Raw genomic sequence first — 13,846 nt, 5'->3', positions numbered from 1 at the left:
TGAAGAAAACCTATGTAGCGCCAATGTTTGAATGCCATGAGCCCCTTGAGTCCGTCAGTGCGACTTATTATTATTACACCTATTACTACTATTGATTAATCGCACAGTTTATCCGCAAAAACCGGCGACCGGCATTAAGCAATGCCGACAGGTGCAGAAAGCGGATTGCTTTGATAGGACCATTAATGAAGCTCCCCGAGTTCGGAGGCCTTGTTTCCCCGACGCGGGGAGCTTCATTAATTAATGATGTGGTAATAAGAAAAAATGATGACCGCACCTTTTTAAGACTTGTGCACGGGCATCAATCCCAGATAATGACTTCCAGCCTCAGATGATTATCTCAGTCGGGATTTTTCTTTCAGGATCAATATCCCCTTCGTTTGAAAAGTAACGTCTCAATCCGGATTATGCAGCCCAATAACAGCAGCAGAACAGATAGTGATATCAAGCCGAGCAATTATCTCTTACCCAATGGAACAGGGCTGAAATTTTTCGGGGATAATCTTGATGCGCGGAACTCTATTGAGTATCCGTTGCAATTCTGCTCGGCGCAGGATGCAGCAGCCAGCCGCAACAACCCCATACCCGTTGAAGTGATTTTTGAAGATTATTATCCAAGCAGGGCGTTGCCTGCCTGGCTCGATGAAAAGGTTGTGAATAACCGTACCGGTCCTGAAACCGTCAGTATGTTTTACACAGAGACCGGCGAGATCGCGGCGGTGCTTGCCGACGAGGGCAGTTTCGTCTGCGGCAGGTTTTTAAATAACCCGCAACGCCTGCAATTGATATTAGGAAAAACCTCGGCTCGGCAATCCATTCTGCTGCCGCCAGTGGCGGTTTTTGTGCCCTTGCTTCAGGAAATAATGCAGGCCGACAGCTCTCTGTTGTTTCACAGTGCAGGGGTTTTTTTTCCCAATGGGGTCGGAGCAATGATCGTCGCCGACTCGGGCGGCGGTAAAACCACCACTTCCATTGCGGTTCTCCGCCAGGGGGCGCGACTCCTCGCCGATGACCTGATTGTCGTAAAAGACAATTCCAGCGGTCTTGTGATCCACGGTATTCCTGAACCGATCAATCTTACCACTGATACAAAATCTTTTTTCCCTGAATTGGGAAAACTTCAAAATCTTCCGCGTCGTGATTCGATCACTGATAAACAGGTTCTCGATCCGAGACTGGCATACGGCGAAGACTGTTTTATCGGCAAGACCGGTTTAAATGTCATTTATTTTGTTGAGGTTTCCGGCAAGGGACCCTCTGTGCAACCTATTCCTCTTCAGGATTCCCTGGGGATTCTTATCAAGGCCGCAACCTTTGCCAGAAAGCAGAAGTTGCGGCCGGAATCCGGCCAGCTGATTTTTGATGTCATATCCCGGGCCCGCACCTACCGGTTGCAGACCGGGCCTGACCCGGTTGCCCTGGGGAAGTGGTTGTGTGAAAGGAGCAGCGAGCATGCGGCTTGACGGCAATGAAAAATCCTTAAATCCCGGCGCGGGAAGGGGAGAGGGATATCGGGTTGCCGCTGACTCCGTTGATGTCCACATTCGGAAAACAATGGTCCGCGATCTGGCTGCCAGGGGCAATGATGCCATGCCGGCGCTGATTCGTCTGCTGGCCGGTGACTGCGAGATATCTGCCCAGGAAGCCATACGAGGGCTTTTTGCATTGATTCCCTGGGCGGCGCTTCCGGAGCGCCGGGTGGATGATTCGCCGCTCCCAGCCGGGCCGCATTCATTGATTCCGGAATGGATTTTCAGAAGCTCTGCGAAAATTGAGGGGCGCGATGGTTTTGTTGAAATATGCATTGATGCCGTCGAACAACTGGATGATGACCGGGCCGGTCGTTTTCATTCAAGGATGTTTAATTTTCTCGGGGCAATCAGGCAATATGAACAAAGGCTGAAGAAGCGGGGGCTGGATCGGCAATTACAGCAATTCACCGGGATGGCGGGTCAGCTGAAAAAAAAGCAGTTTCCTTCCCAGGTTTGTTTTTCGCCGACCCTTCGTTGTCAGCTCAACTGCCCCTATTGTATATCCGCCGGAACCGGAGTCGAAAAGGCAAGGCAGGATCCCTCAAAGGATGTAGTTGAAAAATTTTTGGACTGGGTTGCCGGGCAGGGCATTACCCTGCTCGGGCTTTCAGGCGGGGAGCCGACCCTGTATGGCGAACTCCCGGCAATCCTTGATTATTCCGCCGGCTTAGGACTCGATCTCTACCTCGCCTCAAACGGTCTTTTCCCTGCCGGGATTGCTGAAGCATTGGTAAAACGCCATCCGGTCTCAGTGACCCTGCATCTTACGGTGGAAACCATCAACCAGCCAGCTCTTCTTAAACGCTATAAGGAAAATGCCCGAAGACTTGTTGAAAACAAAATCAATACCGCCTTGCGATGCAACCTTTTCACCCTTGGCGACAACCCGGCCCGTTATGCTGAAATTGCCCAGGAACTGGGGATCTCCGAAGTAAGAACTGCGGTGCCCATGCCCAATGCGCAGCGCGGCAATACCTTTATCCGGCCCGAAACCCTTGAATACTACAGTGGATTGCTGGTAATCCTTACCCGGGAATGCGTCGAACGGGGTTTGATTCCGCAACTGGTAAAGCCTTTTCCTCTATGCCTGCTTCCGGAAAAAACCGCTTCAATCCTGCTGCACAGCGGTTCATACAATATCAACTGCCCCATTCATTTTAACAATTACCGGAATAATATTGTTGTTAATCCGGATTTTTCCTTTCTTCCCTGTCTGGGCTTAAGCTTTATGAACCGGAAGGTGATTTACGAATACGAGACCATTGAGGATGCCGCAGCGTCCTTCCCGGCCCGGATAGAACCGCTGCTTAATAAGCCCTTGTTCGAGCACTGTTCGGCCTGTCCTTTATGGAAGGGTTCGCGGTGCGTCGGCGCCTGTCTGAGTTACCGGGCTTCACAACGAGCCTCTGGGGAAGAATGAGATGAGTACCGTATATATTCAGGCCGGCGCAGAAGGAAAACCGGGGGGCTCTGCTGCGCAGGGAGTCGTGGGGACAGGCCAGGTTTCATGGGGCTTTTTCCTGCGTTTCCTTTGGAAATATGCGCGGCCGTATCGGAAAAATCTGTCAGTTGCGCTTCTGGCGTCCCTTCCCATGGCAAGTGCTGCCGGGGCTGCACCCTGGATTTTCAAAAAAGTCACACAGATGCTTGAGACGCAGGCAGAGCTCCTTCCGGTATTGACCTGGCTGGTTATCGGGTTGTTAATCATGCTCGCGAGAAATTTTCTTGAGATTGTCAATCAGTATATCATGACCGTTCTGCATGTGCGGATCATGAACGACATGCGAGTGGATTTATACCGGCAGATTCATGAAGGATCCCTTGATCTGCATGTCCGGACCAGGACAGGAGAAATCGCAAGTCTTGTGAGTAACGACGTGTCCGCTGCGGCAGGCGGTGTCATTCAGCTTTTTACCGCATTCTGGCTCAATCCGCTGCTGATCATCTGTCTGGTCGGGGTGATGATTTATTTCAATTTCATGCTTGCTGTCCTGGTCATTGTTTCCATGCCGATTCTGACCCTTGTTGTGACACATTTCGGTCGCAAGGCCCAGAACGCCGAACGGTCTTTTCTTGACAGCCAGGGGAATATGCTCGGCACGATCATCGAATCCCTTACCAATGTAAAACAGATTAAATCCTTTTCATTGGAGCGGCTGCACATTGATAAAATTATCAGGATCGGTGAAGAGCTTGTCCGGCAACGGAAAAAGGCGGTCTTCCTGCAGTCGGCCGCCTCGCCGATTTCAGACCTGACCAACGGCATCGCCCTCATCGGTATGGTGGTGCTGGCGTATTATCAGGTTTCCCAGGGGTTAACGACCATCGGCGCAGTTGTCGGCTGTCTTGCCGCTGCATACAGCATCAAGAATCCAGTAAAGCAATTATCCCGAGCGGTTGTCGAACTGCAGCGAGGGTTTGCCGCCGTGCAGAGGATTACCTGGCTTTTCAATCAGCTGAGCGAGACCGGCAGAGAGGAAAAGCTTGAGGCGAGGATCAAAACCATCAGTTTCCGTGATGTGGGCTTTTCCTATGACGGACGCAGGCCGGTGTTAACCGATATTAATATTGAAATAAAACAGGGGCAGAGGATTGCGGTGATCGGCCCCAGCGGTTCCGGTAAGACGACGCTGGTTGATCTGTTGATCGGTTTTTATCCCAGCGGGGCCGGGATGATTTACATCAACAACAAGGCGATAACTGACATTTCAGTTCATTCATTGCGTGAACAGATCGGCATAGTTACCCAGGAACCTTTTCTTTTTGATACGACCATTGAGGAAAACATCCGTTACGGCTGCCTTGAGGCGACGCCGGAAGAGATTCTCGCTGCGGCACGGCTCGCCGGCTGCGAAGAAATCATCGATCGGTTGCCGGACGGCATGCATTCAACCGTTGGCGAAAGGGGTGAGCGTCTGTCCGGCGGTGAACGAAAACGGATCGCCCTGGCCAGAGCACTGGTGCGGCCGATATCCGTGCTGATCCTGGATGAAGCGACCAGTGAGCTTGATACGGGAACCGAAAAAGGAATTCTTGAATCCGTTGACAAGCTTGCAGGCGAGCTCATCGTTATTCATATTTCACACCGCAGGAGCATCATGGAACACAGCGATCGCATCATGCTTCTTGAAAACGGACGGCTGCGGGAAGTAGCCCCGGAAGAGTTGTCAGACCCGGAAAGGAACAATACCGGCCCGCTTTTCTCACAAACTGAGACGGGAGCAGCTCCGCGCAACAGCTAGTTTGGCTCTATAGGCATATGCCAAACTCCCTGAGACAATAGCGATGCGGCTGTATCGGTTTGCCTTTGGCGGATTTTAACCTTAGTTGTTGGTTGCTGTATTTATTACACTCTGATCATGGACAACTCAGACAAATTTATCTGAGACCAGGGTATTTAAAGCCATTGATCATTGATGGGGGTGTCCGTGAGAAATGCGGGTTTGCACTGTACATAAGGTGTGACGCAGCGGCAACAGTAAGATTGATAGGGAAAGAGTCGGGAAATAAACTATGCCTTGTTCCTGTTTGAAAACAGCCCCCGAAGTGGCGCTTGTGAGAAAATCACTCTCCGCCTTTATCCGGCAGCAGGGGGCACCTGAAATCCATCAGGACCGGATCAACTGGCATTCGTTGAATGCTCTTGTGCGTTCCCGGCACCTGGAAGGGATATTTTCATCGATGTTTACCCCGGGTGAAATGCCGTCGTCCCTTACCGGAGAATGGTTTGGTGCACGAATGCAGTACCTGGCGCAGGGGACGCTGAAACTGAAAGTCGCAACCCGGATTTTTGGGTGGCTTGAGGCGGCTGGGATCCCGGCGGTGGCGATGCGCGGACTTTCTCTTGCGCAGCGGATTTATGCGGATATTTCGTTCAGGCCCATGCATGACATTGATCTTTTGGTCCGGCCGGCGGATTGCGAACGGCTGTTTGCGGTCATGAGAGAGGCAGGGTTCGAGCCGGTTAATTTTTTTCGCAGTCAGTATGTTTACCGGATTGAAGGGATCACTGTTGAGATTCATTGGTCGCTGCTGACTAATAAACGATACCGGGAAAAGATCTGCGCCGACGAGTTTGTGCAGGCAAGGCTGCCCCATGAAACCCCGGAGGGGCTCATCTTCAGGCTTCCTGATGACAAAGAGATTATCGGTCTCATCACCCATGCCTTTATACACCATGAGCTTGATGAAATTCAGGCGCTTGTTGATATAGGGTATTTTTTAAGGCGCCAAGATCTGGACTGGGAATCGGTTGTGAGCTTTTGCCGGAAGGCGCGGCTGTCAAAGATGGCGCATTTTACCCTGGCGTTTATTGCTGGGTTTTTTGAACTTGACCGGGATGACATTCTGAAAAAATTCAATCTGCCCCCGGTGCCTGAAAAGATGCTGCAGACGTTTGAAAACAAGCTCTTTTCAGGGATATCCCTGATTGATTATCTGCAGACCAAGCGCGCCCTGTTCTACGTTGCCGAAGATCTGCCGGTAATACTTCGGGAGATGCTTCGGCTGTTTTCGAAACGCAACATCGTTGTTTTTGCCGATCTGCTTAAAAAAACCGTATTCAAACGTTTTAAGACTTTACCGGTCAGGTTGAAATAATATGTAACGACTCGGATTGCTGAGACTGCAGGTTGTTCGTTTTGTCTGAATCATAAAAAAACCGATTCAGAGAGATATTGCCTGTACCATAATGCCAACCGCCGATTGACCAAAGCAGTAGAATAACTTGTTAAATATTCATGCGTGACTGGAATGAATGAGACTGATAATTGTCAATATCTGGAAATAAACCGTAACAACCCTCAATGGCAGTCCGCCAGGGACAAGACCAGGGTTCTGCTGATCGCCATCAATGTGCCGGGATATTATTCCCTGCCGGTAAGGATTTTAAGTCTGGTTGTAAGCCGGGAGAAAATTCTTGAAGGGTTCTCAATCCGTTTTCTTGAAGCGGCAAACAATGAGGCTTCGGATGATCTGGCGCAGCTGGTCGGTGAGCTTTCGCCGGATATCGTCGGCTTTTCAGTGAATATCTGGAATCGCGAATTATCCCGCGAACTTGCAGGAATTATCAGGCAACAAAACCCCGGAGTCAAGATAATCGCCGGTGGCCAGGAATGCACGAATTCAATAGAAAATCCCCTTGAGGTGATGCCGGAGTTTGACTATGTGATTGACGGCGAGGGCGAACTTTCCTTTGTCGAGTTTCTGCGGCAATGGCATCCTGGTTCCGCGGATATCCGTGAACCGCAAAGCGTTTCAGGGCTGCATTACAGTATTCAGGGAAAACCCTGTTTTTCCGGTCCGGCCTCCATAGTCAAAAGCCTTGATGACCTGCCTTCAGTCATTCTTGCCGGACTGGTTGAGCCGCGGCGCAATTATAAGCTGGGGGTGATGCTGGAAGGGGCGCGGGGCTGCCCTTTCCACTGTACTTATTGCTTTGAAGGGGGGAGCGACCGCAAGGTTCGCTCCGCTTCCATGGCACGGCTTACCCTGGAGATCGAATATATGGTTGCCCAGGGGGCGGATTATTTTCACATGATGGACCCGGTGATCTGTAACAGCGACCCTGAGCGGTTGCGAAGCATTTCAAACCTGTTCAGGAAATTACGTGCTCGAAATCCTAATACCATCCTGCTGGTGGAGGCCTATGCCCAGCATATTTCCGAAGAGATCGGCGGCATGCTTGACAAGGGTTTTGTGGTTGATGTAGGTCTGCAGACGATGAATCCCGATACTGCTGAAGCGGTAAGGCGCAAACACCACCCGGAGAAGTTCCGCCAGGGTTTGAGCCGGCTCCGTAAATCCGGGGCCACCTTCAACATGTATCTGATCTGCGGACTTCCTTACGAAACATTAGGGACCTTTCTGCAGGGGATCCGTTTTGTCGTCGATGAAAAACCGCCGCAGCTTTTTCTCAACGAACTCCGTCTGTTGAACGGCACTCAGTTGCGCAGGCAGGCCGACGAATTAGGCTATGTGTATGATTCCAATCCGCCGTATGACGTATTTTCCACGCCCTGGATGTCGGAAAGGGAATTGAAAATATCCCAGGCACTCTCCAAGGTTTTTGAGCAGACGTATAACCTGAACGGCCGGTCGGTCTACTGTAAAGCGCCGTGGTATGCGTCGCCCAAGGAAGACAGCCGGGGCACGATAATCATGCCGCTTAATTCCCCCTGCTCCTGTAACTGTTCCGGATGCGCGATCTCCGCTGATACGGAGAATAGTCCGCGGCAATGGCATGACCGGGAAGCTGGCTACGGCCCTCTTGCCGGCAAGGATATCGAGCTTCTGGCCGGCAGCGACATTCCGGAGGTTTCCCTGCGGCAATACGCCGGACAATTACAGCTTGCTTCGGTACTCAGGACAAAACTTGTCGCGCCGCCGGAATTTCTGGTTGAAAAAGACCGGATCGGCAGATTGTTCAACAGCGGTATCTGGCATTACCGGACTTTTCTTGAAGCGCCGGACCTCAATGATCCGGAATCATCTGATGCGTTCAAACGCCGGATCGCGAACTTGAAAGAAATTATCCGGCCCATCGCTCTTCTCGGGTATGCAGTGTTGAATCCGCAACTGGATATCGTGCTGCTTCCGGGAGACTCGTCGCCGGAAAATTATCGGCGGGCGGTAATGACCATCGTTGAAATAATGCCCGGGGTAATCACCGTGCCTGCAGAACTTGACCTTCGAGAAGATGAATGGAGAAATGAACTGGCGGTGGCGTTTGAATGCTGCCTTGCAAATAAACAATGGCTGCGGCTGCCCCACAGGACGCTGGAATATGCCCTGCGCTTGAATGATAATTCCAGATCAATCATGACTGATCTGGAATATCTGGGTCTGGTCAGTCACGCGCAGAACAGGCCCCCCTGTTTTGTAGAAGAATGCTGACAATCCCTTACTGAGTCTTTGCTGGCAAAAAGACTTTTTTCGAGACCGAAAAGGATACAAGGTAAAACCATGGCGAATATTTTTATTACCAATTATTGTCCCCGTAAATGCTCATTCTGTTTTGCAAAAACACGAATCGGCAAATCCAGCAGAGAGTCGTCATCCAATTTCATGACGCGCGAAAATCTTCGCAAAGTTATGGATTTTCTCGAATTGTCCAACGAAAAACAGCTTCGCCTTCTTGGCGGTGAGCCGACTCTGCACCCGGAATTTCTTTCCATAGTCGATGAGGCCATCGGCCGCGGTTTCAGGGTGCATATTTTCACCAACGGCATGATGCCTAGAAAAGTGGCCGACGGCCTTGCCGAACATGATCCTGAAAAGATTTCATTTCTCTGTAATGTCTCGCCGCAGGCCAAGGACACGAAAGAGCAGCGGGCGCGGGTTCATTATGCCCTTGAGAAATTCGGCAGCCACCTGCAGCTTGGGGTGACGCTTACCGAACCTGAAATGGAGTATGAATATCTTCTGGATTATATTGACCGGTATAAATTAAGCAGACATATCCGCATCGGCATTGCGCAGCCGATTGTCGGCGCCGAAAACAGTCACCTGGGTACGGGGCTCTATCGTGAAACCGGAAAATTTATTGCCCGGATGGCGCTGGAATGTGAAAAGCGCGATGTGCTTCTGGGCTTTGACTGCGGGCTGACGCTGTGCATGTTTTCAGAAGAGGAAATCGGCATACTTGCCAAATGCAGCGAGGGTTTTAAATGTGTCTGCGGGCCGATTATCGACATCGGCCCCGACCTTGATGTCTGGAGCTGTTTCCCGCTAGCCGAGGTTTTAAACACCAAGCTTGAGCATTTCAAGACCCGGAATCAGATTGCGAGTTTTTACAATGATCTCCTGCATCCCTATAAGCAGCTTGGCGCCATGGGCGATTGTGTTCTGTGCAAATATAAAAAACGCAATCAATGCACGGGGGGGTGTGTTGCGCATACCATGAACGCCCTGAATAAGCGTCCGGCATTTGAGGCTCCTTTGCCCTGTAAGAAAGATTGTCCGGCGGTGGAAAAACAAACAATCGTTTGATTTTATTGTGTTATTAGGTGTATATTTTTTTCTTTCAGCTGAGAGGATCCGGCACAAGACACCGGATAATATGGTTTTGGGTGTTTTCCTTCAGGTTTTAATGGTTTTTTGTTCTTCATGCTTATTCAGCAGAGAGTTCTCATGAGTTTCGACTATCTTGATCAGGATGATCTGAGTGAGGACCTTCTGGCGATTGTTGGTGCGGTTCCCAAGCGCTGGGGGCGGATGGATTCGGTCAGTCGCCTGGCGGTTATAGAAGTGGGACGTGTTCTTCATGCTTCCGGTCTGCTTGACGGGAAAGACCGAAGAGGCGAATATTCTTTTGGCTTGATTGCCGGAACAAGGCGTGGTTCTCTTGCAACCGACCTTGCCTTTGCCGAGACTCTTTCCCATGGCCTGGAGACGGCTAGCCCTATTCTTTTCAGCTACACCCTGGCGAACACCGCTCTTGCCGAGGCTGCAAGCCATTATGGCATTACAGGTCCGGTGTACTCTATCTATTCTGAAAATCCCTTTGAGGATGCTGTTTCGGAAGCACAGCGATGGCTGAGTGAAGGATTTTTCCAGATAATGGTTGCCGGTGCTTTGGATTATTTCAGGTCTGGCGATGAAGAGATAAAGGAAGCTCGGTTCAGGATAATAAGATAACTGCTTTTGCTGCTTTCATAATAATAAAGATTTGTTGATTCGTTTTTAACAAAAAAAATGTGAGTTAAACATGCCCCATGTAACCCTGATTTACCCGAAATGGCCCAAAATTCCCGAGCAGACCGAGTTTCATCTCCCTCCTCATGGTCCGGTGTGCCTTGCCGCCACCATCCCTGCTGAGTATGAAGTTCGTTTTATCGATGAAAATGTTGATATTGTTGATTTCAGCGCAGAGACCGATATTATCGCCCTCTCCATGATGCTCACCTGCCAGATCCCCCGTGGCATTGAGATTGCCAGGAAATATCGTGAAATGGGGATTCCGGTGATCGCCGGCGGCATCAGCGTCATGCTCCATGCCGAGGAAGTTGCCAAAGAAGTGGACAGCATTTTTCTGGGCGAGACAGAGGGCGGACGTTTTGCACAAGTTCTCAGCGATTGTCTGAAAAAGCAGCTTCAGCCCCGCTATGATTATTTTCATGATTTTCCGCCCATCGAAAGCGTCGGTCCGGCGCGCCGCGATATATTGAATCGCGAGCGTTATATCTACCGGGGGGTGCAGATGGTGGATCTGGTGCATGCTTCGCGAGGCTGTCGTTTTAATTGTTTTCCTTGCGCCACCGCATATCTTGGCGGTCGCCAGTTCAGGCCGCGGCCTATTGAAAAGGTGGTTGAGGAAATCGCCGCCATCGACAATAACCGACTGTTTATGGTGGACAATTCCCTTGCTCAGGACAGGGACTGGCTCATTGAACTTTTTGCAGCGCTGAAACCGCTCAAGAAAAAGTGGATCAGTCATCCTATTCTCGATGAAGATGATATTGTCGCAAAAGCTGCCGATGCCGGATGCTGGTACGTGTATCAGGCGGTATTCGACACCTCGGATGTTATCCGCAACCGGGTGAAAAGGCTTAAGGATCATGGTATCGGCGTTGAGGCGGCGGTCCTTCTCGGGCCGGACAATCAGGATGCTGATTACATCAAGCGGCTGGTTGATTTTCTCCTTGAAATTGATGTGGAGATGGCGGAATTTTCTATCCTCACACCCTTTCCCCACACCCCGGTCACCGATCAATACGAAAAAGAGGGCAGAATTCTTCATAAGGACTGGTGCCGTTACACCACGGCCGAGGTTTGTTTTAAACCGGCAAAAATGACCCCGGAGAAGCTTCAGGAAATGTATCATTACGCCTGGGATATGTTCTATAAGGAAATGTCCCAGTCACTCCGCATGGCAAGACTTTTTCACAGTGTTGTCAAGAAGGAGATCGCCGATGATACGTATAAATCTCAGCCCCGGCTCACCAGTCGCCGCCGTGACTGGCAATTGAATCAAGGTACCTGAGAATGGGAATTGACTGCCTGTTGATTTCTACCAACCAGGTTGTGACACCCTTTCCGGTCTATCCTCTTGGTGTGGCCCATCTTGTCGGTGCCCTGGAGGAGGCCGGTCATCGCGCTTTTCATTATGATATCCTCGCAAACGGCGGCACCGATTCTTTAGAGAAATATCTCGCCGACTTCCGTCCCGCATTGGTCGGGCTCTCCATCAGGAATCTCGATACGGTGGACAGTACCGCCCCTCGTACCTATATCGACGCAGTGGTTAAAACCATGGAAATTGTCCGAAAATGCACGTCCGTTCCGGTGGTTCTTGGCGGCCCGGCATTTTCCATCCTGCCCGAAGAGCTGCTTGATTTCTTGAAAGCTGATTACGGGGTTATCGGTGAAGGAGAATTGCTGCTTCCCTGGCTTGCCGACCAGATTGAGACAGGCAAGCCGCCCAAGGAGCGAATCCTGCGATCCGAACCCTCGGACACTCCCTGGCGGCCGGTGAAATACGATAAGCAGGCAGTGGATTATTATCTCGGCTGGGGTGGAATGCTCAATATTCAGACCAAGCGCGGCTGCCCCTATAACTGCGGCTATTGCTCGTACCCGAGTCTGGAAGGCAATCGCTATCGGTTCCGCGATCCCGAAGCTGTGGCTGACGATGTCATGCGGGTTTCAAGGGAGTTCGGCGCACCGTATATTTTCTTTACTGATTCTGTATTTAATGATGCTGCGGGCCATTATCTGAAAGTTGCCGAGGCATTGATCCGGGCCGGCAACAAAACGCCGTGGTGCGGCTATTTCAGGCCCAATAAAATTGAAAAAGACCACCTTGACCTGCTTGTTCGATCGGGTTTAAGCGCCATGGAATTAGGCACTGATGCCTCGACGGACACTACCCTTGCGGGCCTTGATAAGGGTTTTAGTTTTGATGATGTGCTCAGGTTTGATGAACTGGCAAGAGACAGTGAAATATCGTGCGCCCATTTCATTATTTTCGGGGGGCCCGGGGAAACCGAAGAGACGCTTGTGCAAGGGTTAAAGAATGTTGAAAAACTCGACGGCTCGGTAGTGTTTGCTTTTTCCGGGATCAGGATTCTGCCGGGTACTGCAATTTTTGAGCGGGCGGTTCGTGAGGGAGTCATTGCCCCGGACCAGCCCATGCGCGAGCCGGTTTTTTATTTCTCTCCGGAAATTGCTGAACAGAAAATCAATGAAATGGTCTCCGCTTCCTGGAAAGGCCGGTTCGACAGGATATATCCGGCATCGATGATGGAAGACAGGATACGCCATTTACACCACAACGGTCATGTCGGGCCGATGTGGGATTTCCTTGTCCGCAGCAGAAAAAAGTAAATTTATTTCATGCCGGATGTATAATAAATCCTTCTTTGCCCGTCCGGGAGATTGTAGCGACTTAACTTAAGCAACATGCCTGATAAAGATAATCAAGATTTCCGTGCCAAAATACTCATGGTGATTCCGCTTTATAATCACGGCAGGACCGTAAGGACGGTTGTCACCAGAGCCTTGGACGCCGGTTGGCCGGTGCTGGTGGTTGACGATGGCAGTACGGACGGTGGTCTGCAGACTATTGCTGATCTCCCGTGTGAAACGCATCGGTTGGTGCCAAACCAGGGAAAAGGGGTTGCCATCCAGGCAGCCGCAAAAATCGCCGCTGAATCGGGCTATAATGCCATCATTGCCGTGGATGCGGATAATCAGCATGATCCTTCCGAAGCTGTTTTGCTGGCCGATGCAGCACAGGAAATGCCGGCAATCGTCATCGGTGCCAGGCGCATGGTGCAGGATACTGTTCCCCGGGCGAGCCTCTTTGGCCGGGCTTTTTCAAATTTCTGGGTGCGGTTGGAATGCGGTCAGGATCTCCCTGATACACAAAGCGGTTTCAGGCTCTATCCGGTGCAGGAACTGCTGGATCTCAAAATTCGCTCAAAACGATACGCCTTTGAGGTGGAAGTCCTTGCAAGGGCGGCCTGGGCAGGGATTCCCATTCGTTCGGTGCCGGTTTCGGTGCATTACCCGCCCAGGGAAGAAAGGGCCTCCCATTTTCATCAGATAAAGGACAATTTCCGCTTGACCGTGCTCCACACAAATCTGGTGCTGCGGGCGCTCAACCCCTGGCCCCATAAACGCCTGATGGAATGCCCCAGGGAATCAGTGGAGCTGTCAAAGCCTGGTGTTTCAATATTTCATCCGGTCAAACTGCTCAAGCGGATCTGCCTTGAACACAGTTCTGCATTCCAGCTTGCCGTGGCGGTGTGGATGGGTATTTTTCTGGGGGCTTTGCCGCTCATTGCCATCCATACCGTGGTCATTGTCTATGT

Annotated in this window: 10 protein-coding genes; all 10 read left to right on the top strand. The window is 51.0% G+C overall.

Going from position 1 to position 13,846, the window contains the following annotated elements:
• Nucleotides 1-380 precede the first annotated feature (380 nt).
• A complete protein-coding gene (locus KKE17_02305; GenBank protein ID MBU1708813.1) occupies nucleotides 381-1,463 on the top strand; it encodes a hypothetical protein in 1,083 nt (360 codons plus the stop codon).
• Nucleotides 1,435-2,952: a radical SAM protein gene (locus tag KKE17_02300; protein ID MBU1708812.1), complete on the top strand. Its 1,518-nt coding sequence runs from the start codon at nucleotides 1,435-1,437 to the stop codon at nucleotides 2,950-2,952. Before KKE17_02305 ends, KKE17_02300 begins: the two co-directional genes overlap by 29 nt.
• 1 nt (nucleotide 2,953) lies before the next feature.
• Nucleotides 2,954-4,774 carry an ABC transporter ATP-binding protein/permease gene (locus tag KKE17_02295; protein ID MBU1708811.1) on the top strand — a complete coding sequence of 607 codons (1,821 nt, stop codon included), beginning with the start codon at nucleotides 2,954-2,956 and terminating at the stop codon, nucleotides 4,772-4,774.
• 313 nt (nucleotides 4,775-5,087) lie between these two features.
• Nucleotides 5,088-6,131 carry a nucleotidyltransferase family protein gene (locus KKE17_02290; protein MBU1708810.1) on the top strand — a complete coding sequence of 348 codons (1,044 nt, stop codon included), beginning with the start codon at nucleotides 5,088-5,090 and terminating at the stop codon, nucleotides 6,129-6,131.
• A gap of 153 nt (nucleotides 6,132-6,284) precedes the next feature.
• Nucleotides 6,285-8,426 carry a cobalamin-dependent protein gene (locus KKE17_02285; protein MBU1708809.1) on the top strand — a complete coding sequence of 714 codons (2,142 nt, stop codon included), beginning with the start codon at nucleotides 6,285-6,287 and terminating at the stop codon, nucleotides 8,424-8,426.
• A 69-nt stretch (nucleotides 8,427-8,495) separates the two neighbouring features.
• Nucleotides 8,496-9,521: a radical SAM protein gene (locus tag KKE17_02280; protein MBU1708808.1), complete on the top strand. Its 1,026-nt coding sequence runs from the start codon at nucleotides 8,496-8,498 to the stop codon at nucleotides 9,519-9,521.
• A 141-nt stretch (nucleotides 9,522-9,662) separates the two neighbouring features.
• A complete protein-coding gene (locus KKE17_02275; protein ID MBU1708807.1) occupies nucleotides 9,663-10,169 on the top strand; it encodes a hypothetical protein in 507 nt (168 codons plus the stop codon).
• A 70-nt stretch (nucleotides 10,170-10,239) separates the two neighbouring features.
• Entirely contained in the window at nucleotides 10,240-11,514 is a 1,275-nt protein-coding gene (locus KKE17_02270; GenBank protein MBU1708806.1) for a radical SAM protein, read from the top strand.
• A 2-nt stretch (nucleotides 11,515-11,516) separates the two neighbouring features.
• Nucleotides 11,517-12,857: a lipid biosynthesis B12-binding/radical SAM protein gene (locus tag KKE17_02265; GenBank protein MBU1708805.1), complete on the top strand. Its 1,341-nt coding sequence runs from the start codon at nucleotides 11,517-11,519 to the stop codon at nucleotides 12,855-12,857.
• A gap of 75 nt (nucleotides 12,858-12,932) precedes the next feature.
• The coding region (locus KKE17_02260) for a glycosyltransferase family 2 protein (GenBank protein ID MBU1708804.1) at nucleotides 12,933-13,846 on the top strand (914 nt) is incomplete at its 3' end.

Source organism: Pseudomonadota bacterium (assembly GCA_018823135.1).
Lineage (GTDB): Bacteria > Desulfobacterota > Desulfobulbia > Desulfobulbales > CALZHT01 > JAHJJF01.
Note: the sequence above shows the minus strand (reverse complement) of the source record. Positions and strands in the feature narration are given on the sequence as shown.

Bases quoted from the DNA above. Each gene is read 5' to 3' on its own strand.
- KKE17_02295 (MBU1708811.1), top strand. From the start codon at position 2,954: ATGAGTACCGTATATATTCAGGCCGGCGCAGAAGGAAAACCGGGGGGC.
- KKE17_02275 (MBU1708807.1), top strand. From the start codon at position 9,663: ATGAGTTTCGACTATCTTGATCAGGATGATCTGAGTGAGGACCTTCTG.
- KKE17_02265 (MBU1708805.1), top strand. From the start codon at position 11,517: ATGGGAATTGACTGCCTGTTGATTTCTACCAACCAGGTTGTGACACCC.
- KKE17_02285 (MBU1708809.1), top strand. From the start codon at position 6,285: ATGAATGAGACTGATAATTGTCAATATCTGGAAATAAACCGTAACAAC.
- KKE17_02270 (MBU1708806.1), top strand. From the start codon at position 10,240: ATGCCCCATGTAACCCTGATTTACCCGAAATGGCCCAAAATTCCCGAG.
- KKE17_02280 (MBU1708808.1), top strand. From the start codon at position 8,496: ATGGCGAATATTTTTATTACCAATTATTGTCCCCGTAAATGCTCATTC.